Origin of the sequence: Dysgonomonas massiliensis (genome assembly GCF_900240225.1) — a bacterium.
GTDB lineage: Bacteria > Bacteroidota > Bacteroidia > Bacteroidales > Dysgonomonadaceae > Dysgonomonas > Dysgonomonas massiliensis.
In genome coordinates this window covers 100060-119773 of sequence record NZ_OEPV01000006.1, presented here as the reverse complement: position 1 = coordinate 119773, position 19714 = coordinate 100060, and the positions used below count along the sequence as shown (strand labels likewise).

At 37.7% G+C, this 19714-nt stretch carries 18 protein-coding genes; 13 read left to right on the top strand and 5 right to left on the bottom strand.

Going from position 1 to position 19714, the window contains the following annotated elements; translation table 11 throughout:
- Positions 1-164 precede the first annotated feature (164 nt).
- Positions 165-848 carry an SIR2 family NAD-dependent protein deacylase gene (locus C1A06_RS07510; RefSeq protein ID WP_101689629.1) on the bottom strand — a complete coding sequence of 228 codons (684 nt, stop codon included), beginning with the start codon at positions 846-848 and terminating at the stop codon, positions 165-167.
- A gap of 168 nt (positions 849-1016) precedes the next feature.
- Here C1A06_RS07510 and bamJ (C1A06_RS07505) point away from each other — a divergent pair, with 168 nt between their 5' ends.
- The 10 genes from bamJ (C1A06_RS07505) to priA all read left to right on the top strand — a co-directional run bounded on the left by bamJ (C1A06_RS07505) (position 1017) and on the right by priA (position 12460).
- Positions 1017-1601, top strand: a complete 585-nt coding sequence (gene bamJ, locus C1A06_RS07505) for a BamJ family beta-barrel-assembly machinery protein (protein WP_101689628.1) — start codon at positions 1017-1019, stop codon at positions 1599-1601.
- 46 nt (positions 1602-1647) lie between these two features.
- Positions 1648-2667 carry a BamJ family beta-barrel-assembly machinery protein gene (gene bamJ, locus C1A06_RS07500; protein ID WP_101689627.1) on the top strand — a complete coding sequence of 340 codons (1020 nt, stop codon included), beginning with the start codon at positions 1648-1650 and terminating at the stop codon, positions 2665-2667.
- Between the two features lie 126 nt (positions 2668-2793).
- Positions 2794-3258, top strand: a complete 465-nt coding sequence (locus tag C1A06_RS07495; protein ID WP_101689626.1) for an Lrp/AsnC family transcriptional regulator — start codon at positions 2794-2796, stop codon at positions 3256-3258.
- A 193-nt stretch (positions 3259-3451) separates the two neighbouring features.
- Complete coding sequence (locus tag C1A06_RS07490; RefSeq protein WP_101689625.1) at positions 3452-4084, top strand: PASTA domain-containing protein; 633 nt, start codon at positions 3452-3454, stop codon at positions 4082-4084.
- Positions 4084-5178 (top strand): RluA family pseudouridine synthase, encoded by a 1095-nt coding sequence (locus tag C1A06_RS07485; protein ID WP_101689624.1) that lies wholly within the window; start codon positions 4084-4086, stop codon positions 5176-5178. The genes C1A06_RS07490 and C1A06_RS07485 overlap by 1 nt, the downstream gene beginning before the upstream one ends.
- A gap of 8 nt (positions 5179-5186) precedes the next feature.
- On the top strand, positions 5187-6170 hold the full coding sequence (locus tag C1A06_RS07480; protein WP_101689623.1) for a D-alanine--D-alanine ligase: 984 nt from the start codon (positions 5187-5189) through the stop codon (positions 6168-6170).
- Positions 6171-6180: 10 nt separating this feature from the next.
- Complete coding sequence (locus C1A06_RS07475; RefSeq protein ID WP_101689745.1) at positions 6181-7344, top strand: 1-acyl-sn-glycerol-3-phosphate acyltransferase; 1164 nt, start codon at positions 6181-6183, stop codon at positions 7342-7344.
- A 118-nt stretch (positions 7345-7462) separates the two neighbouring features.
- Positions 7463-9316 (top strand): DUF4139 domain-containing protein, encoded by a 1854-nt coding sequence (locus tag C1A06_RS07470; RefSeq protein WP_101689622.1) that lies wholly within the window; start codon positions 7463-7465, stop codon positions 9314-9316.
- 71 nt (positions 9317-9387) lie between these two features.
- Complete coding sequence (locus C1A06_RS07465; protein WP_101689621.1) at positions 9388-10011, top strand: porin family protein; 624 nt, start codon at positions 9388-9390, stop codon at positions 10009-10011.
- A gap of 13 nt (positions 10012-10024) precedes the next feature.
- Positions 10025-12460: a replication restart helicase PriA gene (gene priA, locus C1A06_RS07460; protein ID WP_101689620.1), complete on the top strand. Its 2436-nt coding sequence runs from the start codon at positions 10025-10027 to the stop codon at positions 12458-12460.
- 140 nt (positions 12461-12600) lie between these two features.
- Here priA and epsC read toward each other — a convergent pair whose 3' ends face one another.
- The 4 genes from epsC to C1A06_RS07440 form a co-directional block, all read right to left on the bottom strand.
- Positions 12601-13398 (bottom strand): serine O-acetyltransferase EpsC, encoded by a 798-nt coding sequence (gene epsC / locus C1A06_RS07455; protein ID WP_101689619.1) that lies wholly within the window; start codon positions 13396-13398, stop codon positions 12601-12603.
- A 29-nt stretch (positions 13399-13427) separates the two neighbouring features.
- Complete coding sequence (locus tag C1A06_RS07450; RefSeq protein WP_101689618.1) at positions 13428-15659, bottom strand: RelA/SpoT family protein; 2232 nt, start codon at positions 15657-15659, stop codon at positions 13428-13430.
- Positions 15660-15745: 86 nt separating this feature from the next.
- The gene (locus C1A06_RS07445; RefSeq protein WP_101689617.1) at positions 15746-15940 is read right to left on the bottom strand and encodes a type II toxin-antitoxin system antitoxin; all 195 of its coding nucleotides are present in this window, start codon (positions 15938-15940) and stop codon (positions 15746-15748) included.
- 12 nt (positions 15941-15952) lie between these two features.
- Complete coding sequence (locus C1A06_RS07440) at positions 15953-16858, bottom strand: SPFH domain-containing protein (RefSeq protein WP_101689616.1); 906 nt, start codon at positions 16856-16858, stop codon at positions 15953-15955.
- Between the two features lie 175 nt (positions 16859-17033).
- On the opposite strand from C1A06_RS07440, the gene C1A06_RS07435 reads away from it, so the two are divergent.
- From C1A06_RS07435 to C1A06_RS15295, 3 genes are all read left to right on the top strand, one after another.
- Positions 17034-17630 (top strand): hypothetical protein, encoded by a 597-nt coding sequence (locus C1A06_RS07435; RefSeq protein ID WP_145996362.1) that lies wholly within the window; start codon positions 17034-17036, stop codon positions 17628-17630.
- 595 nt (positions 17631-18225) lie between these two features.
- The gene (ndk, locus tag C1A06_RS07430; RefSeq protein ID WP_101689614.1) at positions 18226-18687 is read left to right on the top strand and encodes a nucleoside-diphosphate kinase; all 462 of its coding nucleotides are present in this window, start codon (positions 18226-18228) and stop codon (positions 18685-18687) included.
- The gene (locus tag C1A06_RS15295; protein ID WP_281253936.1) at positions 18677-19690 is read left to right on the top strand and encodes a peptidoglycan DD-metalloendopeptidase family protein; all 1014 of its coding nucleotides are present in this window, start codon (positions 18677-18679) and stop codon (positions 19688-19690) included. The genes ndk and C1A06_RS15295 overlap by 11 nt, the downstream gene beginning before the upstream one ends.
- Positions 19691-19714 lie beyond the last annotated feature (24 nt).

The following is a 19714-nucleotide window of genomic DNA, read 5'->3' as shown; positions in this document are numbered from 1 at the left end:
CTATAAGATGCCGACTCTATAGCATTTACATATCAGACAGCATAATACCTATCACCAAACACTAATAAATTCAACAATACTATTTAATGAAAGGCAAAGTATAGACTATGCAAAAAGGGTTAAGATAACTCTTAACCCTTTACACTAAAATTGTTGATACTTTCTTATTTCAATCTATGACGTAACTCTGCAACGCCCTCCGATGCGCCTTTCTTTATAAAATAAATATCATTTCGATATGCTTTCACATCATTGGGATCGATCAAATATATTGGTGTACCAGCTTTCACGTAATTCAAGAGACCTGCAGCTGGATAAACATTCAGCGATGTACCTATCACAACCAATATATCAGCCTGTCCAACTACATGAATAGCTTCTTCTATCATAGGAACAGCTTCGCCAAACCATACAATATGCGGTCGCAATTGTCCCCCGTCTTCAGCTTTATCTCCTATATGTATGTCTAACTTATCGCCCGAAAGTTCATAAATTAAATTAGGATTCTTCGTTGAACGTACTTTCGATAATTCGCCATGCAGATGGATCACATTACTACTTCCCGCTCTTTCATGCAGATTATCTACATTCTGGGTAATTATAGTTACTTTATAATCATTCTCCATTTCAGCCAATCCTATGTGTCCTGCATTCGGCTTAGCATTAGCTGCATCGCGACGACGCTGATTATAAAACTCCAGAACCAATTGCGGATTAGCAGCAAAGCCTTCGGGTGTAGCTACATCTTCCACACGATGTTGTTCCCACAAACCTCCGGTATCGCGAAAAGTTGCTATTCCGCTCTCAGCACTCATACCCGCCCCTGTCAATACTACAACGTGTTTCATAATTTTAACCTTTTAATAAAATTCTCTCTTACAAAAATACGTTTTTTAATGCTGAAAAAATATGTAATTCGCTTTAAAAGACTTATTTTTGTCGGAATTTTGAGTTAAAAAATAATATTCTGTTATTCACTCTTTTGCAGAATAACCAAATCAGATAAAACAAAAAATATGGACAAAATCAGTTACGCATTAGGATTAAGCATCGGAAATAATTTCAGAGCTTCAGGAGTAGACAAATTAGATATCGAATCATTCTCGCAAGCTATCGCAGCTGTTCTAGAAGATAAAGAACCAGCTATGTCATACGACGAAGCTAAAAACGTAATCAACGAATACTTCACTAAACTTCAAGGCGAAAGACTTGAAATCAACAAAAAAGCAGGAGAAGAATTCCTTGCAATAAATAAAAACAAAGAAGGTGTAGTAACTCTTCCTAGCGGACTACAATATACTATCGTTAAAAAGGGCGAAGGCAAAACTCCGGTAGCTTCTGATACGGTTAAAGTACACTACGAAGGCCGCCTTATCGATGGACACGTATTCGATAGTTCTATCCAACGTGGCGAACCAGCTACATTTGGTGTAACTCAGGTTATCGCAGGATGGGTAGAAGCTTTACAACTTATGCCAGTAGGATCGAGATGGACTCTATATATCCCATCGAATCTTGCTTATGGGGAAGCTGGAGCAGGCAACAGCATAGAACCAAACTCAACACTTATATTCGACGTTGAGCTACTAGATATCGTATAAATTTGAAATAACAATTATATCAAACAATTAATTTTAATAATCTAATATGAAAAAGCTTTCATTATTATCGTTAGGGACTTTTTCTTTAGCCCTAGCACTATTGACATCGTGTGGCGGAGGAGTTTCTACAAAGCCATCATTAAAAACTGAAAACGACTCTATCGCATACAGCTTTGGTAGCCAACTTTACGACACTGGCCTAGGTCAATACATTGCCCAAATGGGAGTTACAACTGACACAATGATGTACAGGAACCAATTGGAACGCGAAATAGCAATGGAGAATGACGAAGCAAAAAAACAAGTTCTTCAAAATGCCCTTAAAACCAAAATGGACTCAGTATCTACTGCTAACAAACGTAATGCTGCTGAATTCTTAAGAGGTCTTACAGAAGGTCTGAAATCTGCTAAATCGCAAGGCAATTACTACAGCGGATTGATGGTAGGTCGTCAGATATCGGAACAAATGATGCCCGGACTTGAACAGCAACTATTTGGAGAAGGAGTAGAAGGTAAATTAAGCAAAGACTTAGTTGCTTCTGCTATAGCAGTAAATCTTACAGGTTCTAAAGCAGTGCTAGAAAATCCATCTGCATTCTTAGACAACAAAATGAAAAAAGCAAACGAAGCGGCTGAAGCAAAAAAAACGGCTGAACTAAGTGAAGCTAAAGAAGCTCAAGAAGCTATAGCTAAAAAATTCTTCGAAGAAAATGCAAAAAAAGAAGGTGTTGTTACACTTCCTAGCGGATTGCAATATAAAATCATCAAAGCTGGCAATGGTCCAATCGCAACTGAAAACGACCAAGTAGAAGCTCACTACCACGGAACATTGCTTGACGGAACAGTATTCGACAGTTCTGTAGAAAGAGGTACTCCAGCGACATTCGGCGTAACTCAAGTTATTAAAGGATGGACCGAAGCCCTACAATTGATGCCTGAAGGATCGAAATGGGAACTATATATTCCTCAAGATTTAGCATACGGAGAAATGGAAAGAGGAGCTATCAAAGCTTTTTCTCCACTTGTTTTCGAAGTTGAAGTAATCAAGGTTATCAAGTCAAAATAACAAAATGACAGATTCGCCCTCAAATGTTAAAATAGCATTTTGATAAATTTTTATTCAAAAAAAGCATTTTTTTAGCAAAAAATACATTACATTTGATTAGAAATAAATCAAAAAAACTAAATAAGCATGCAGAAAATAGATAAACTTGACAAAAAAATTCTGGAGATAATATCGCAAAATGCAAGAATTCCATTCAAAGATGTAGCATTAGAGTGCGGTGTATCACGAGCAGCCATCCATCAACGTGTACAACGTATGATAGAAATGGATGTGATTGTAGGGTCAGGATATTTCATCAATCCTAAAGTATTAGGCTATAATACTTGCACTTATATAGGTATCAAGCTAGAAAAAGGCTCTATGTACAAAGTTGTTATACCTGAATTAGACAAAATTCCGGAAATCGTTGAATCTCATTTCACAACCGGTCCATTTACTATTCTGGTAAAACTTTATGCACGCGACAATGAACATTTGATGGAATTATTGAATAGCAAAATACAAGCTATCGAAGGCGTAGTTGCTACCGAAACTATGATCTCACTTAGCCAAGGAGTAAAACGTCAGATTCCAATAACAAAAGGCGAATAATCATTCTGATATTAACAAATAAAAGACCAATCTCATTTATTGAGATTGGTCTTTTTGCATTTGCTCCATAATCATAAACCTTTAGTTTAAGGGTTTTTATGAAATACAAGAGACATTATAGAACAAAAAAAATCATACTGACTCATTTTTTCTTAATTTTGCAGTTTAAAACAACGCTATCCGGCATTGAAATATGGCAAAAAAAGAAAAAAAGAATATAATACAACGTTTTAGCCCAATCTTGACATCTCTTTTAGCGATGATAGGAATATCATTAGTCTTGATATTCATTACACTACAAGCACTAGACGTGTATACTAAGCACGATGAATCCGTCCTAGTGCCTGATGTAAAAGGATCTCAAGAGGCTACTGCTGCAGATATACTACTCAAAAGTGAGCTAGGCTATGAAATAGTAGACTCGGTGTACCGAGCAGACGCTAAGGCTGGTGCTGTTTTAGAACAGATTCCGAAAGAAAATACGAAAGTAAAACGAGGACGTACTATCTACCTTATTATACAAGCTAAAGGCAAACAGATGGTAAGCATCCCTCCTTTGAAAGACTATTCTCGCCGTCAAGCCGAGGCACAACTTCAAGCTCTAGGCTTTACAAACATAAGTATCATTGAAGAACCTTCGCAATTCAAAGGGTTAGTCATAAAAGTCTTGTATCGTGGCAATGAACTGGAATCCGGCGCAAGCATTCCTAAAGGTTCAAGAATTGAACTTGTAGTAGGTGCTGGAGGCGGAATAGATGACGAAATGTTAGACGACTCTGATAGTCAATTAAATCAAACTCCACCTATAGACGAATCTTTTTTCTAATGATAAACGAAAATCAATTTGACGATTTCGACGAAATAGACGACTTCACGTCCGACACTGTCATTGAAACTGAAGAAAACGACGGAGAGCTTTTCGAACACTTCCGTTTTATTTCCGACAAAGGTCAAGGACAAATAAGAGTTGACAAGTTCCTGAGTACACGTATCATCAATGTATCGCGCAACCGGATACAAAATGCAGCTGATGCTGGATACATCTTAGTCAATGGTAACTCAGTAAAATCGAATTACAAAGTCAAACCTAACGATGTGGTAACCGTCATGATGGCGCGTCCGCCACGAGATCAGGAAATAGTTCCAGAAGATATTCCTCTTGATATTGTATATGAAGACGAAGATCTAATGGTTATAAATAAACAAGCCGGGCTAGTTGTTCATCCCGGGTTTGGTAATTGGGATGGCACATTAGTCAACGCTATAGCATGGCGACTGAAAGACACTCCTGAATACGATCCGAAAGATCCCAGATTTGGGTTAGTACATCGTATAGACAAAGACACTTCGGGACTTTTAGTTATCGCTAAGAACGAAAAGACAAAAGCGCATTTAGCATCTCAATTCTTTCATAAGACTTCGAAAAGGGAGTATGTAGCACTCGTTTGGGGCTTAATAGAAGCTGATAGAGGACGCATTGAAGGAAATATTGGAAGAAGTCCGAAAGACAGAAAACAAATGACAGTGTTTCCCGATGGAGAGCAAGGCAAAGCTGCCGTTACAAATTACGAAGTTATAGAAAGGATTGGTTATGTAACGTTAGTAAAATGTCGTCTCGAAACTGGTCGAACTCATCAGATACGTGTTCACATGAAACACATAGGACACACCCTATTCAATGATGAACGCTATGGAGGTAATGAGATACTGAAAGGAACTCGATTTACAAAATACAAACAGTTTGTACAGAACTGTTTCAGCATATGCCCACGACAAGCATTACATGCTCGCACACTAGGCTTTGTGCATCCACGTACTGGAGAAGAAATGCTATTCGAAACTTCTATACCCGACGACATGAGTCAACTTATTGACAAATGGAGGGGATATATTGCCAACAGAGAAATTTTTGAACAATAGTAAAACTAATGAACATGAAAAATATAGCAATTGTCTGGGGAGGATACTCATCCGAGATGATAGTTTCAGCTAAGAGCATGCAAGGTATTTATGGCTTTATGGATAAGCAAAAATACAATGTATACAAAGTACAAATTAGCCGTGATGCATGGAGAGTAGACGTTGAAGGAGAAGTTTTCGATGTCAACAAGAACGATTTCAGCTTTACTGACTCTAAAGGCAATATAACAAAATTCGATTTTGCCTACATAACAATACATGGCACACCTGGAGAAGATGGACGCCTTCAAGGTTATTTTGACATGATCAACATTCCATACTCAACTTGTGGAATGATGGCTTCAGCTTTGACTATCAATAAATACCTATGCAATAAGTTCCTAAAGAACTTCGATATAAAAGTTGCCGAATCTCACTATATAAAAAAAGGAGAGTCGTACGATGCGCAACAGATAATCTCGGATCTAGGACTGCCTATTTTTGTAAAGCCTAACACCGGAGGGTCTAGTTTTGCTACTACAAAAGTCAAATCAATAGAAGAACTACCGACTGCAATAGATACGGCACTTCAAGAAACCGACGAAGTTATTATCGAAAGCTTCATGCAAGGACGCGAAGTTACATGTGGCTGTTACAAAATAAAAGACAAAGAAGTAATCTTACCAATAACTGAGGTTATCACTTCTAACGAGTTTTTCGACTACAACGCGAAATACGAAGGTGAGGTTTTGGAGGTAACTCCTGCTCAAATTTCAGAAGTTTTGACAAATAAGATACAAGAGTTAACATCTAAAATATATAACTTAGTAGATGCGAAAGGAATCATCCGTGTAGATTATATCATCAAGGAAGATAACATACCTTATCTACTAGAGGTAAACACTACTCCGGGCATGACGGCTACAAGCTTTATACCACAACAAGTTGAAGCAGCAGGCCTATCGATGACCGATGTGTTAAATGACATTATTGAAAACGAATATCAGAAATAATATTCAGAATATGGATAGTACAAGATTTAATGATATTGCTCCGCTACCTGACAACGTAGTAAAATATGCAATCAATGACCTATTAGAAGATCCGGGATTTAAGCACGCTGTCGGATATGTAATCCCCAATATCGATTGGGAAGAATTCTCGGCAACTATGCGTAGCTTCAAAAGCCGCGAGGATTTTCAAAGCAATATGATTTCGCCCGTTATGTGGGCTTTAGCAGCAAAAGTTACGGATGGTTTGGATGGCGAAGGCTGGGAGAACCTTGAGAAAGACAAAGCTTATACAATATTGACAAACCACAGAGATATCGTTCTTGACTCTGCTTTTCTCAACATATTGATGGTCAAATATGGCTACCCAACGACCGAAATTGCAATTGGAGATAATCTATTAATCCACCCATGGATCGAGACACTAGTAAGGCTCAACAAAAGCTTTATAGTTCGCCGTGGTGTATCTGTCCGTCAGATGCTGGAAGTATCTAAACATCTATCAGCATATATTCACTACGCTGTGAATGAGAAAAAGTCATCAGTGTGGATGGCTCAGCGTGAAGGACGAGCTAAAGACGCAAATGACAAAACTCAGGAAAGCGTACTCAAAATGCTATCACTTGCTCCGGAAGGTGGAAACTTTATCGACAACCTGAAAGATGCAAATGTATTGCCTGTATCTATTTCTTATGAGTATGATCCTTGCGATTATTTGAAAGCTCAGGAGTTCCAACTTAAACGCGACGTTCCCGGCTTTAAGAAATCGAAACGAGACGACCTTTTCAGCATGGAAACCGGCATACTAGGAGATAAAGGCCAAGTATATATACATTTCGGTAAAAACATAAATGACAGTCTTGATAAGATTCGTGAAGTTGAATCGGATAAACGCGTTCAGGTTGAAATGGCTTGTAAAGCTATAGATCATCAAATATATAGCAATTATAAGATTTTCCCTTGTAATTATATAGCATACGAAATGCTATACAATGAAAATCGCTTCAACGACAAATACACATCACAAGACAAAGAAAAGTTTGAGGCATATTTGGAGAAACAACTCGACAAAGTAGAAATACCAAAGAAAGATCAGGATATCAACTTCTTAAGATCAAAAATTCTTGAAATGTATTCAAATACATTGAAGAACCACATGAAAACGATAAATCTATAAAGAACAATAATTTTAATTAAGAATACGAACCCTACAAGTTAAATTGTGGGGTTTTTTCGTGAAAATTTATATACCTTGCAAAAGTTATGACCCAATATAAACCTTAAACAATAAGGCCATGAATACAAAAATATCGATCCTTATCTTGCTTATAATCGTTTGCACATCTAAAAGTTTTGCTGACACCAAACCAATCAAGGCTGAGCTAAAAGAAGCTACTGTTTTCTTTACTGGAGCAGAACTCAAACACAAGACAACCAGCATTCAACTGAAGCAAGGCGAAAACAATATCGTTATTGAAGGGATTAGTCCTAAGATAGATAAAAACAGTCTCAAAATAAAAGCGTCGAACGGAGTGTTAATTTCTTCTTTCGAATTCTCTATTGATTATCTATCTGAAGTGAAGAATAAAAACCAACAAACAAAAACCCTTCAAGATTCGATTGATTTATATACAGAGAAAGTTAATGCAGTTAATACCGAATTCAAGATAAACAACGAGCTTGCTGATATACTCAAGAAAAGTACTGACAAAAATGTTTCAGGTTCAGAGAAAGGGCTGGGTATAGACGAATTGGTAAAAACTATGGACTACTATAAAACCAAGAGGAGCGCTTTAGAAAAAGTACTTAGCTCGAATAGAAAACAGATTGATAAATATAACGAGATTATCGAGCGCTTAACAAAACAACTGAAGCAAGAGTCTATCAAAAACAACATATCATCGGGAATTCTTAATTTATCACTTAACTCCCCAACAGCTACAAATTCGACTTTCGAAATAAGTTATTATACAACCGATGCCACTTGGACACCATTCTACGACATCAACATACCATCGACAGATAAGCTCATACAAATAGAAAGCAAGGCGAAAGTTCGCCAAATCACAGGACTCGATTGGGATAAAATAAAGCTCACCTTATCAACAGCTACACCCAGTAACGGTAAAGTTGCACCTCTATTCAGTACATGGTTTTTAGAAGAAGTAAAGGCAGCCAATAATATAAGAATAAGAGGAATGTCCAGTATCAATAATGCGATGCAGAATAGCTACTCTTACAAAGAGCAAAATAGACTTAATTTTTCTCAAGACACAATCTCTCAAGCTAACAAATATGGAAAGAACATAATTAGAGACTCAATGCCAATACCCCCTCCAGGGCCCATCTACATAGTAGATGGGATGCCAATGGATGCGGATCAAGCAACACATATTAATCCGAATGCCATAAAGAATATAGAAGTACTAAAAGATGCATCAGCGACAGCACTTTATGGATCAAGAGCAAAAGATGGTGTAGTACTTATTACCCTTAAAGACAACATGAGTGATCACATCTACGTATCTGACAACGATCTGAATATCTCTTACAATATAGATCTTCCATTCTCGGTACCCGGCAACGGCAAAGAACAGTCTCTTACATTGAAAAAAGATGAAATCATGGCTGATTACAAATATTACTCAGCGCCTAAACTTAATCCTGAAACCTATCTGCTTGCCGAAATAGATAATTGGGAAAAATTGAACTTGCTTAACGGCAAAGCCAATATTACCTACGATGGCACATATGTGGGAGAATCTCTGATAGATGCCAGCAGCACTTCGAAACTACTGACATTGACTTTAGGAAGCGATAATCGGGTTGTAGTCAAACGCGAAAAGATGCGAGACTATAGCAGTACTAAATTTTTGGGTAATGATACTCAGCAAATTTTCACATACAACCTAACGGTCAAAAACAATCAAAACAAAGACATCAAAATGGTACTGAAAGATCAGTATCCAATATCGACACAAAAAAATATCGTCGTCGAACTCATTGATCAGAACACGACCAGACCAACAATCAACAAGCCTGAATTGGGCGTAATTACTTGGGAAGAAACGCTAAAACCGGGCGAAACAAAAATCTATAAAATAAGCTATAGCATTAAGTACCCAAAGAACATGAAACTAAACTTATAACCCAATCAGAATTGAGAAATCAAGATTTTAGTATCTTTGTTTAATAATTTACACTTCTAATTTTGAAAATTATGAAAACGACTAAAGTTATAACATTGCTTGCAATATGCCTATTTGCTTTTGCAGCTACCGCTACAGCCCAACTCCGTTTAGGAATAAAAGGAGGCGTAGGTATTATAGACCACAAGTTAAAATCAGATATCCTCAACGCTAAAAACCGACTAGGATACTCGATAGGGCCAACACTTGAATTATGCGGACCTACAGGTTGGGGCTTCGACCTTTCAGTTCTTTATGGACATAAAGAATATTCTGTCGAAGACCATAATAAATATGATTCGACTTTCGAGCTAACTGATTACAAATACGTAGCAATCCCTCTAAATCTTAAGAAACGATTCGATCTAGGAATCGTAGGCATCTACGGAGCAGTAGGTCCATACGCTGCAGTGAAGATAGATGGTGGAGATTTGAAAGAAATAGTATCGCAAGAGACTGTGAATAACTTCAAATCGAAGAACTTCGAATTCGGTATCAACGCAGGATTTGGCATCAGCCTATTTAGTCATGTAGACCTAGGTTTGAACTATAAATGCAGATTGACTGAGAATTTCAAAACCGACGAGCCTAGAGTCAAAGATTTGAAAGACAAGAAATACCAGTCTTGGGAAGCTAACTTAACTTACTTCTTCTAAGTAACCCCTCGGAATGACATACGCCGACGTTATATTGCCTTTACCTCTACACGAGGTATATACATACTTTGTGCCCGAAGATATGCAATCGGATATAAAGGTCGGCAGCCGTGTAATAGTACAATTCGGATCGAAAAAGCTTTATACGGCCATCGTTTTCCGCATATACGATTCCCAACCCAAAGAGGGTATCAAGGAATTAAGTTTTTTGCTTGATGACTATCCAACCGTAACACAGAAACAGCTCAATTTCTGGCAATGGATTGCATCCTATTACATATGCTCTCTAGGCGACGTGTATAAGGCTGCATTACCTTCTGCACTGAAACTGGAAAGCGAAACTTTCGTTCTTCGAAATCCCGAATTCGAAGGTGAAGCTCAACTTACGTCCAACGAGACTAAGACATTCTATGCTCTTTCCGACAGCAAGGCAATGCGCATAAGTGAGATAGAAAAGAAAGCCTCGTTACGCTCTGTTATCTCGAATGTGAAATCGCTAGTGGATAAGGGAGCAGCCATCATCAGCGAAGATGTTAATCGCGATTATTCAGCCAAAACTCAGTCTGCTGTGAAGTTCTCCAAAGAATTTACCGATGCAGAGCTGATCGAAATAATTGATTCGCTCAAGAAAGTAAAGAAACAAGAGCATTTACTACTTACATTTCTTGACTTAAAGTCGGACAAAGACTTCGTATTCAAAAAAACGCTCCTCGAAAAAGCAGAAGTAACCAGCGGAGTTTTAGACTCTCTAGCAAAGAAAGGAATCCTGACTATTTATGACCATGAAGTCAATCGTATTGACTATGGTACAGCACATCTGGACGCAGCTCACCAACTGAATGGACATCAACAAAAGGCTTATGAAGATATTGTCGATTCATTCACGCAGAAAGATGTTACCCTTTTATTTGGTGTCACATCTAGTGGAAAAACCGAAGTATACATCCGCCTGATACAAGACTATATTGCTCAGGGCAAACAAGTACTTTATCTTCTGCCCGAAATTGCACTTACAACACAGATTACCGAACGTCTGAAAGCGATATTCGGAAATCAATTAGCTGTTTACCATTCACGCTTCAACGAAAATGAGCGCGCCGAAGTCTGGTCTAAGCTTCTGAACAACAAAGAAGTTAAAGTTGTCTTAGGTGCTCGATCTGCCATATTCTTACCATTCACCGATCTTGGACTAGTGATAGTTGACGAAGAACACGAAAGTTCTTACAAACAACAAGATCCTTCACCCAGATACAATGCTCGAAATCTTTCGATGGTACTGTCAGCAATGTACAAAGCTAAAACCTTACTAGGAACGGCCACACCCGCAATCGAAACATACTACAATGCCCTGCAAGGCAGATATGGATTGGTTCGCCTGACAAAACGTTTCGACAACATTCCATTACCCGAAATACAAGTAGTAAATGTAAAAGAGCTACGCCGTACCAAAAAGATGAAATCTATTCTTTCGCCCCCTCTCATTCAAGATATGGATCAGGCACTAGCGCGAAAAGAACAAATAATCCTTTTCCAAAACAGACGTGGATTTTCCTCAATGGTCGAATGCACAACCTGTTCATGGACTCCTCATTGTCAGCACTGCGATGTAAGTCTTACTTATCACAAAGGACAAAACGTGTTGGTTTGTCATTATTGTGGAGCAGCATATTCTGTACCGAGTGTATGCGCTGAATGCGAGACTCCTACTCTCAGCAATATCGGTTACGGAACGGAGCGTATTGAAGAAGAAGTTGAAAATCAGTTTCCTCAGATCAAAACACTACGTATGGACTTAGATACCACTCGCGGTAAACGTGCATACGAACGTATCATCACCGATTTTGCAACAAACAAAGCAAGTGTACTGATTGGCACTCAAATGGTATCCAAAGGATTGGATTTCGACAATGTTAGTATCGTTGGCATTCTGAATGCAGACAACATGCTCAACTATCCCGATTTCAGAGCTTACGAACGTGCTTTTCAGATGATTATGCAAGTCAGCGGTCGTGCCGGACGAAAAAACAAACGTGGCTTGGTTGCTTTACAGACATCACATCCGGGAAATCCAATCATTCAAGCAGCCGTAAAGAACGATTATGAATCTTTCTACGAAATGCAACTTGCCGAACGGCAACTATTCAGATATCCTCCTTTCTTTCGATTGATCGAAGTTATAATCCGCGGAAAACATGAAAATATTGTTGAGCAAGCATCCAAACGTTTCGCCGATTCGCTACGCACTACGTTTGGCGAACGTATCCTAGGGCCAAGTAAACCTCCTATTGCCCGTATACAAACATTGTATATTCGTAAGATTGTAATGAAAATAGAACATCAGGCTTCTATATCCGATGTCAGAGCTGCAATCAAACATCATCAGCAAGCAATATTTACAATACCTGAGTTCAAATCATTGCTCATACATTTCGATGTAGATCCAATGTAGTACTAATTGTTAAAAAGTAACACTTGTGCACAGTTTTTATTGGTTTTACGATTGCCTCTTTTTGCTTATCACAAAACACCCACAGTTTCAAAGACCTTTATCATATAGATAAAAATCTAAGAATAAGATACAAGAAAATGCTATTTCCTTTCTGTCAGTGTACTTCGAATCGTAACCTGAGCTTTTTGCTGTACTAGTGAATGAGGTGCAATAGACTCGGTCACCCAAGCATTACCACCTATAATAGAATCATGCCCGATAACGGTTTTACCTCCAAGAATAGTCGCGTTTGCATAAATAATAACATTATCCTCAATGGTAGGATGACGCTTCTGATCGCTCATCTCTTTTGTCACAAATAGCGCCCCTATAGTAACCCCTTGGTAGATGGCTACATTATTCCCGATAATGGTAGTTTCGCCAATTACAATACCGGTACCATGATCGATATAGAAAGAGTCTCCTATCTGTGCCCCGGGATTAATATCTATTCCAACCCTAGAATGGGCATATTCCGAGAATAGACGAGGAACAATAGGCGTCTGCATCATATAAAATTCATGCGAAATGCGATAAACAGTCAAAGCATAGAAACCCGGATAAGTAATTATAACTTCCTCTATCGATTTGGCTGCAGGATCATTTCGGTTGAAAACTTCGGCTTCGCGATACAATTGCTCTTGTAATGCAGGTAATTTGTCTATAAAAGAATCGATTTGCATTTCAGCTACTTCACGACCTAATAAGCTTTCCATATTACGGATCATCGTTTCACGAAAGAAAAACAATCCATTCGCAACAGTAGATTCGCCACAACAGACCGGGAATAAAACATCACTTATTAATACACTCAGAGCTTCCTCCAACTCAAGTTTATTTATAGCTAACTGCTTTGTAGAAGCTTTTAGCTGATTTGCGATCTGCGAAATTTTAGACATACCAATCTTTGCGGTTAATATTAATAGTATTAATTAAGGCGGGTAACCTGCTTTATACCCTTTATTGTTTTTATTTTTTTGACCAACATATTCAACGTACCGGTATCGGTAAGCATTACTGTTATATTACCTTGAAATAGACCATCATTAGAATCGATACTTATCGAACGCATCGAAACTCCTTTTTCCTTCGAGATGATTGATGTCAGGTTATTAACAATGCCAATATCGTCGTTTCCGATAATACGAAGAGTAATAGCATAATCTGAGCGTGGAGTTCCTGACCATTTGGCCGGTACGATACGGTAACCAAAACGCTCGAATAAATCTTGCGCATTCGGACAACTTGTTCTATGAATCTTTATTCCTTGTGTCGATACAAATCCGAATATTTCGTCGCCATAAATTGGATTACAACATTTAGCCATACGATAATCGATACCGGTCATATTCTGATCGATAACCAATTCATCATTCTGACGCACACCTTCTTTTACCTCATCAGGAGTATAAACAACATAATTTTCAGCACTTGTTGCCTCATGCTTTTCATGTTGCTCTGCTTCTTTGCGTTCCAGATCGTTGTATTGCTCAATTACACTATTGACATCCAACGATTCATCAGCAATCTTGATGTAGAAGTCTGTCACCGTCTTGAATCCGAGTTTACGAATCAAACGCATCAATACTGCTTCAGATATCTCAATTTTACGATTCTTGAAACGGCGTGCCAGCTGTTCTTTGGCGATTTCTATCTGCTTGTTGGTCTCCTCTTTCAGCTGCTGACGAATTCGGTTACGAGCTTTAGTCGTAACTACTATATTCAGCCAGTCTCGCTTAGGTGACTGATTGGGCGATGTGTTAATTTCAATCTGATCACCGCTGTTCAATTTATGCCGTATGGGTACATTTCGCCCATTTACTTTTCCCGAAACGCAAGTAGATCCTATACGTGAGTGGATTGCAAAAGCAAAGTCCAACACTGTTGCTCCCTTTGGCAATTTATAAAGATCACCTTTCGGAGTAAAGACATATATTTCATCTTCGTAGATATCCAACTTGAAGTCTTTCAACTTCTCGGTAGTATCCATCGATTTATTCTCTAGAATTTCACGCAGATTTGCAAGCCATTCGTCGACACGTTTCTCGTTACTCTTTATTCCTTTATATTTCCAGTGAGCTGCGAAACCTTTTTCGGCAATCTCGTCCATCCTTCGTGTTCGGATTTGCACCTCGAACCATCTCGAGTTTTTACCCATAACCGTTGTATGCAAGGATTCATAACCGTTGCTTTTCGGTATAGAAAGCCAATCTTTCAATCTCTTAGGATTTGGTATATAAAGATCTGTCACTACAGAGTAAACCTGCCAGCAGTCTGCCTTCTCACGATCCAAATCAGAATCTAGAATAATTCTTATCGCGAAAATATCATATATATATTCGAAATCAATCTTTTGCTTCTTCAGTTTGTTGTTGATCGAAGAAATAGATTTGACACGTCCTTTTATTTCATATTTTAAGCCTAAATCGCGTAAACGTTGATCTATAGGCTGAATAAATTCTTTAATAAACAGATCACGGGCATCTTTACTTTCCGATAGTTTGTGCTCTACGAAATGATAGGCTTCAGGGTCGCTATATTTCAGATACAAGTCTTCAAACTCGGTTTTAATGTTATACAAGCCCAACTTATGCGCTAATGGAGCATAAAGATATGAGACCTCCACAGTCAATCGCTTCGCTTCGTGCTCTGTGCATAGCTCGATATGGCGCATCAAAAATAAACGTCCAGCCAAAGCGATAAGTATCACACGAATATCCTCGGCCATTGATAATAGCAGATTGATAAAGTTTTCGGATGCTAACGCCGATTGATTGGCTTCCAATTCACCGATCTTGATCAGACCTGACACAATCTTTGCGACATCAGAGCCAAACATTTCTTTGACCTCTGACAAAGAGACTCCACCTGATTTGGTTGGGATGTATAAAAATTGAGCTAAAACAGACGAACCTTTCAATCCGAGTTCTTCAATTCCAATAATAGCACTTTTAACTATCGAAGTAAATGAGATATAATACTTCTTATCATAATTATAGATATGCTCGCGAAATGATCTTTTTAGAATGTACCTCAGATTTTTGTATTCTTCGTCAGAAAGCACAGCCCTAGCTCCTAGCAACAGACGTTTTGCTGTCGAATACCTTACTTTTCCCTCTATATTATGGTCTTTTGCTCCTTTTACTTTCTCTGAGTTCATCTTTCGCCTCGTTACTTTACTTCTCCAAACATTACAAATGTAGTGTTTTTTTCAGTGAGAAATCTGTCATTTCAACTTAAAGAATATTATTCAATATCATTTTTATGTTTGTTCTTCTTGATTCTTCCTGCCTTTCGCAACGCTTCGTTCAATAGATATTGAATCTGACCATTGGTGCTGCGAAACTCGTCCGCAGCCCACTTTTCAATCGCATCCATCATATCCTTATCCATTCGCAGAACAAAGCTCTTAACAGTAGATTCATTTTCTTTCTTTGCCACTTTCTATACAATTTAATGATGCAATGTTCCGGTATTAACTACGGGCTGAGCCGATTCGTCGGCACATAGCACAACTAAAAGATTACTAACCATTGCAGCTTTGCGCTCTTCATCCAGTTCAACTACTTTATCTTTTTCTAATTTTTCCAGAGCCAATTGTACCATACTCACAGCTCCTTCTACAATTTTTTCGCGAGCTGCAATAATGGCATCGGCCTGCTGACGACGCAACATAACACTAGCTATTTCGGATGCATAGGCCAAATAATTTATTCGAGCTTCAATCACTTCAATACCAGCAATGGCCAATCTGCTATTCAACTCGTCTTCCAAACGTTGACTAACTTCATCGCCATCAGAACGCAATGTAATTGCATCTTTATCATTATTGTTATTATCGTAAGCATACATACCTGCTACCTGACGCAAGGCTGCATCACTTTGTATCATCACAAAGCTTGAGGCTGCTAGCATTTCATTCCCTTTTAGAGAATCGATATCGAACGTGACCTTATAAGTATCTTTTACTCGCCATACAAGAACAGCACCAATCATAATCGGATTACCAACCTTATCGTTTACTTTCACGGGATCAATATCTAAGTTACGAGCCCGAACGGGAATTCGTCTTTTAGATAAAAATGGATTTACCCAAAAGAAGCCATTATCAGAAAGTGTTCCTTTATATTTACCAAAAAACACCAATACGCGCGTCTCGTTTGGCTCAACCATCACCAATCCTGAAATCACAGCAGGTATTAGAGCCAAAGACAGTAGCACCCCAACCACCGTGAGAGCCTCATCCTTAAACACAACATAACCTACCAGCAACAAGCAAACTACAATTAAAACAGCAAGACCTATAGCAGCAAATCCGGACATTTTAAAACCTGCAAAATTTTTCTCTTTTGTTTCCATATGCAAATATTTTGATATTATAACGATATCACTAATATATAATTTTTATTCCAATTAAACATGTATTTTCAAAATAAATTTCTAGATATACTTCTATTAACAAAACACCTTTTGTTAAATTTTAAGAACATTTTCACACTCATCTATGTATCTTTGCAAGTATAAAATAGAAAATATGAAACCAACAGATTGCTTAAAACTAGAAAACGACAATACTTTCAAAGGCAAATACCTACGCATGACATCGTGGTGGAAAACACCACTTATTATTCCTCCAATATTAATACTTTTCACAGGTATAGTAGGACTTATCTATTGCCTTAAAGCAGATTTACTGATTTCAGTATACTCTATCCCATATATCATAATATTCCTACTAGGCACGATCTGGTTTAAAGGATTAAAGAAATATCTATTCAAATCAAAACTTAACGACAAAAATGCTTTTAAGGTCTGCCTTAGCGGAATTCTAGCAATAGAGAATAGTCACACTTATCTTGTTTTCTCAAAGGATCAAAAACGCCATAACGAGCATTTCATCAACAAAGTATCATCTATTATATCGAACAAAAGCATCGATCTATCAACAATAAAGAATAGCCAAGCTAGTCCAATAGATCACATCGAGGATACGGAAATACTTCTTACTAAGATATCGAATGGAAAACTGAAAAAATCAATTGCTAATATTGAGAGCAACCAATCTATTCCACTACTATATATTAATGACAAAAACATTTTTGTGATACTCAAAAAGGACCAAATAAATTAAATATTCAGGATAAAAGGAGTAAACAATTTGAAAAAATATTGTTTATGCTAATTTAATATTTATCTTTGCGTCATAACAACGCTACAAACAGAGCTAAAAACATAACTAAAATACAACCAAACAATATAAGAACTGTCATCAGCAATCAAATCATTTACAAAAGGATAACAATATAATACAACAAAGCATAAATCCAATGTCTTGATAGAAGAGGTTGTTATTTCAACCATAACTCTACAATTCAAAAAACTTGTCTTTCAACTTTATGTCTAGCTTAGAGGTGTGTTGCTTGAGAAAGCAGTCTCCTTCAAAAAATCCTGAATTAGTGGATTATTCTTGACAGCATTGGATTTTTCTTTCTTTAACTAAGCAAAACTCTATCAGCATTATCTACAACACTTTTCAAACGACTCAAAATATGAACGATTCACTCTACAAATCAAAACAATGTGTTTTTAAACATAGGATTTTGATACAATAAAAAAGGTTATTTAAGGTTTCTATAGAAGACTATATCATAAGAAATGTCTTATATTTGCATGTTAAGTTTTCTTGATAACAATACTTATTATTATAATTACAAAATCACAATAGCATGGAGCGCACACTGATCATTCTAAAACCATCATGCATACAAAGAGGCCTGATTGGTAGAGTCATAAGCAGATTCGAACAAAAAGGGTTACAACTGGCAGCAATGAAGATGGTTCAACTGGATGATAAAATACTAAGTGCACACTATGCTCACCTTAAAGACAAACCATTTTTTGGCGATGTTAAAGCATCTATGATGGTATGTCCGGTTGTAATTATGTGTTGGGAAGGAAAAGAAGCCGTAAGAGTTGTACGTAACCTTACCGGATACACTAATGGCAGAGAAGCTCTACCAGGTACTATTCGCGGAGATTTTTCAGTAAGTATGCAAGAAAATATTATTCACGCATCAGACAGCGCCAAATCAGCAAAAGCTGAACTGAAACGCTTTTTTGATGAAAAAGAAATTTATAACTATAAACTATCTACAGCAGCAAATTTATATTCTGACGATGAAATTTAAAGTAATGAATCTAAGAAAACTAAGTATAGCTAAATTCCTTATCATCCCTGTATTCTATTTGGCTTCGACGAGTGCCGCTTTCGGCCAAGAAAATATAAGTAAGGCTGACGACAATCAGAAAGAAAATTCTGAGAATCGCATATCATTCAACTATCGTCAACGACATAGCAGCCTTATTACCAACAATCAGAATTTATATGCTGACGGGATCAAAATAAAAAGAGATCTCTCAATCCTAAAGGAAGTCCAAGAACAACGCATCCTGAGCGAAACTGAAATTCCGGCTGAAGATCTTTATGGCGGATTATGGGTTAACAACAGAGTTGCTGCATACAACGATATTATTAAACAAGCTCCAGATACATTTAAAGTAGATCTTAGCGGATTCACAATGCCAACGACCGGACATGTCACTTCTCAATTTGGAATGCGTCGTCGCAGAATGCATTATGGGATGGACCTAAAAGTACAAACCGGTGATACGATCTATGCTGCATTCGATGGAAAAATACGAGTTCGTCAATACGAAAGACGCGGATATGGATATTACTTAGTTATCCGCCACCCAAATGGACTTGAAACTGTATACGGCCATCTTTCAAAATTCTTAGTAAATGTTGATGATGTTGTAAAATCAGGACAACCAATCGGTCTTGGAGGCAATACTGGTCGCTCATTCGGATCGCATCTGCACTTCGAACTACGCTATCTTGGCAAGCACATTGACCCTCGCGAAATCATAGATTTCGAGAACCAAGTCTGCCACAGAGACACATATACTATAACACCTGCAACATTCAACTACCGTGGCTCAAAATATTTGAACTATGCAGCAAAAGGAACTGTCAAAGCAGGACAATCGAGTTTTCACCGTATAAAAAGCGGCGATACATTATCTACTATTGCCAGAAGGTATGGAACTACAGTAAGCAATCTATGTCGTTTGAACAACATAAATTCCAAATATATACTAAGAGTAGGACGCTCGCTAAGAGTTTCTTAAGTATAGATAAAATATAGAAAAAGA

Coding starts and splice junctions, on each gene's coding strand:
- C1A06_RS07510 (WP_101689629.1), bottom strand. CDS start 848: ATGAAACACGTTGTAGTATTGACAGGGGCGGGTATGAGTGCTGAGAGC.
- bamJ (WP_101689628.1), top strand. CDS start 1,017: ATGGACAAAATCAGTTACGCATTAGGATTAAGCATCGGAAATAATTTC.
- bamJ (WP_101689627.1), top strand. CDS start 1,648: ATGAAAAAGCTTTCATTATTATCGTTAGGGACTTTTTCTTTAGCCCTA.
- C1A06_RS07495 (WP_101689626.1), top strand. CDS start 2,794: ATGCAGAAAATAGATAAACTTGACAAAAAAATTCTGGAGATAATATCG.
- C1A06_RS07490 (WP_101689625.1), top strand. CDS start 3,452: ATGGCAAAAAAAGAAAAAAAGAATATAATACAACGTTTTAGCCCAATC.
- C1A06_RS07485 (WP_101689624.1), top strand. CDS start 4,084: ATGATAAACGAAAATCAATTTGACGATTTCGACGAAATAGACGACTTC.
- C1A06_RS07480 (WP_101689623.1), top strand. CDS start 5,187: ATGAACATGAAAAATATAGCAATTGTCTGGGGAGGATACTCATCCGAG.
- C1A06_RS07475 (WP_101689745.1), top strand. CDS start 6,181: ATGGATAGTACAAGATTTAATGATATTGCTCCGCTACCTGACAACGTA.
- C1A06_RS07470 (WP_101689622.1), top strand. CDS start 7,463: ATGAATACAAAAATATCGATCCTTATCTTGCTTATAATCGTTTGCACA.
- C1A06_RS07465 (WP_101689621.1), top strand. CDS start 9,388: ATGAAAACGACTAAAGTTATAACATTGCTTGCAATATGCCTATTTGCT.
- priA (WP_101689620.1), top strand. CDS start 10,025: ATGACATACGCCGACGTTATATTGCCTTTACCTCTACACGAGGTATAT.
- epsC (WP_101689619.1), bottom strand. CDS start 13,398: ATGTCTAAAATTTCGCAGATCGCAAATCAGCTAAAAGCTTCTACAAAG.
- C1A06_RS07450 (WP_101689618.1), bottom strand. CDS start 15,659: ATGAACTCAGAGAAAGTAAAAGGAGCAAAAGACCATAATATAGAGGGA.
- C1A06_RS07440 (WP_101689616.1), bottom strand. CDS start 16,858: ATGGAAACAAAAGAGAAAAATTTTGCAGGTTTTAAAATGTCCGGATTT.
- C1A06_RS07435 (WP_145996362.1), top strand. CDS start 17,034: ATGAAACCAACAGATTGCTTAAAACTAGAAAACGACAATACTTTCAAA.
- ndk (WP_101689614.1), top strand. CDS start 18,226: ATGGAGCGCACACTGATCATTCTAAAACCATCATGCATACAAAGAGGC.
- C1A06_RS15295 (WP_281253936.1), top strand. CDS start 18,677: ATGAAATTTAAAGTAATGAATCTAAGAAAACTAAGTATAGCTAAATTC.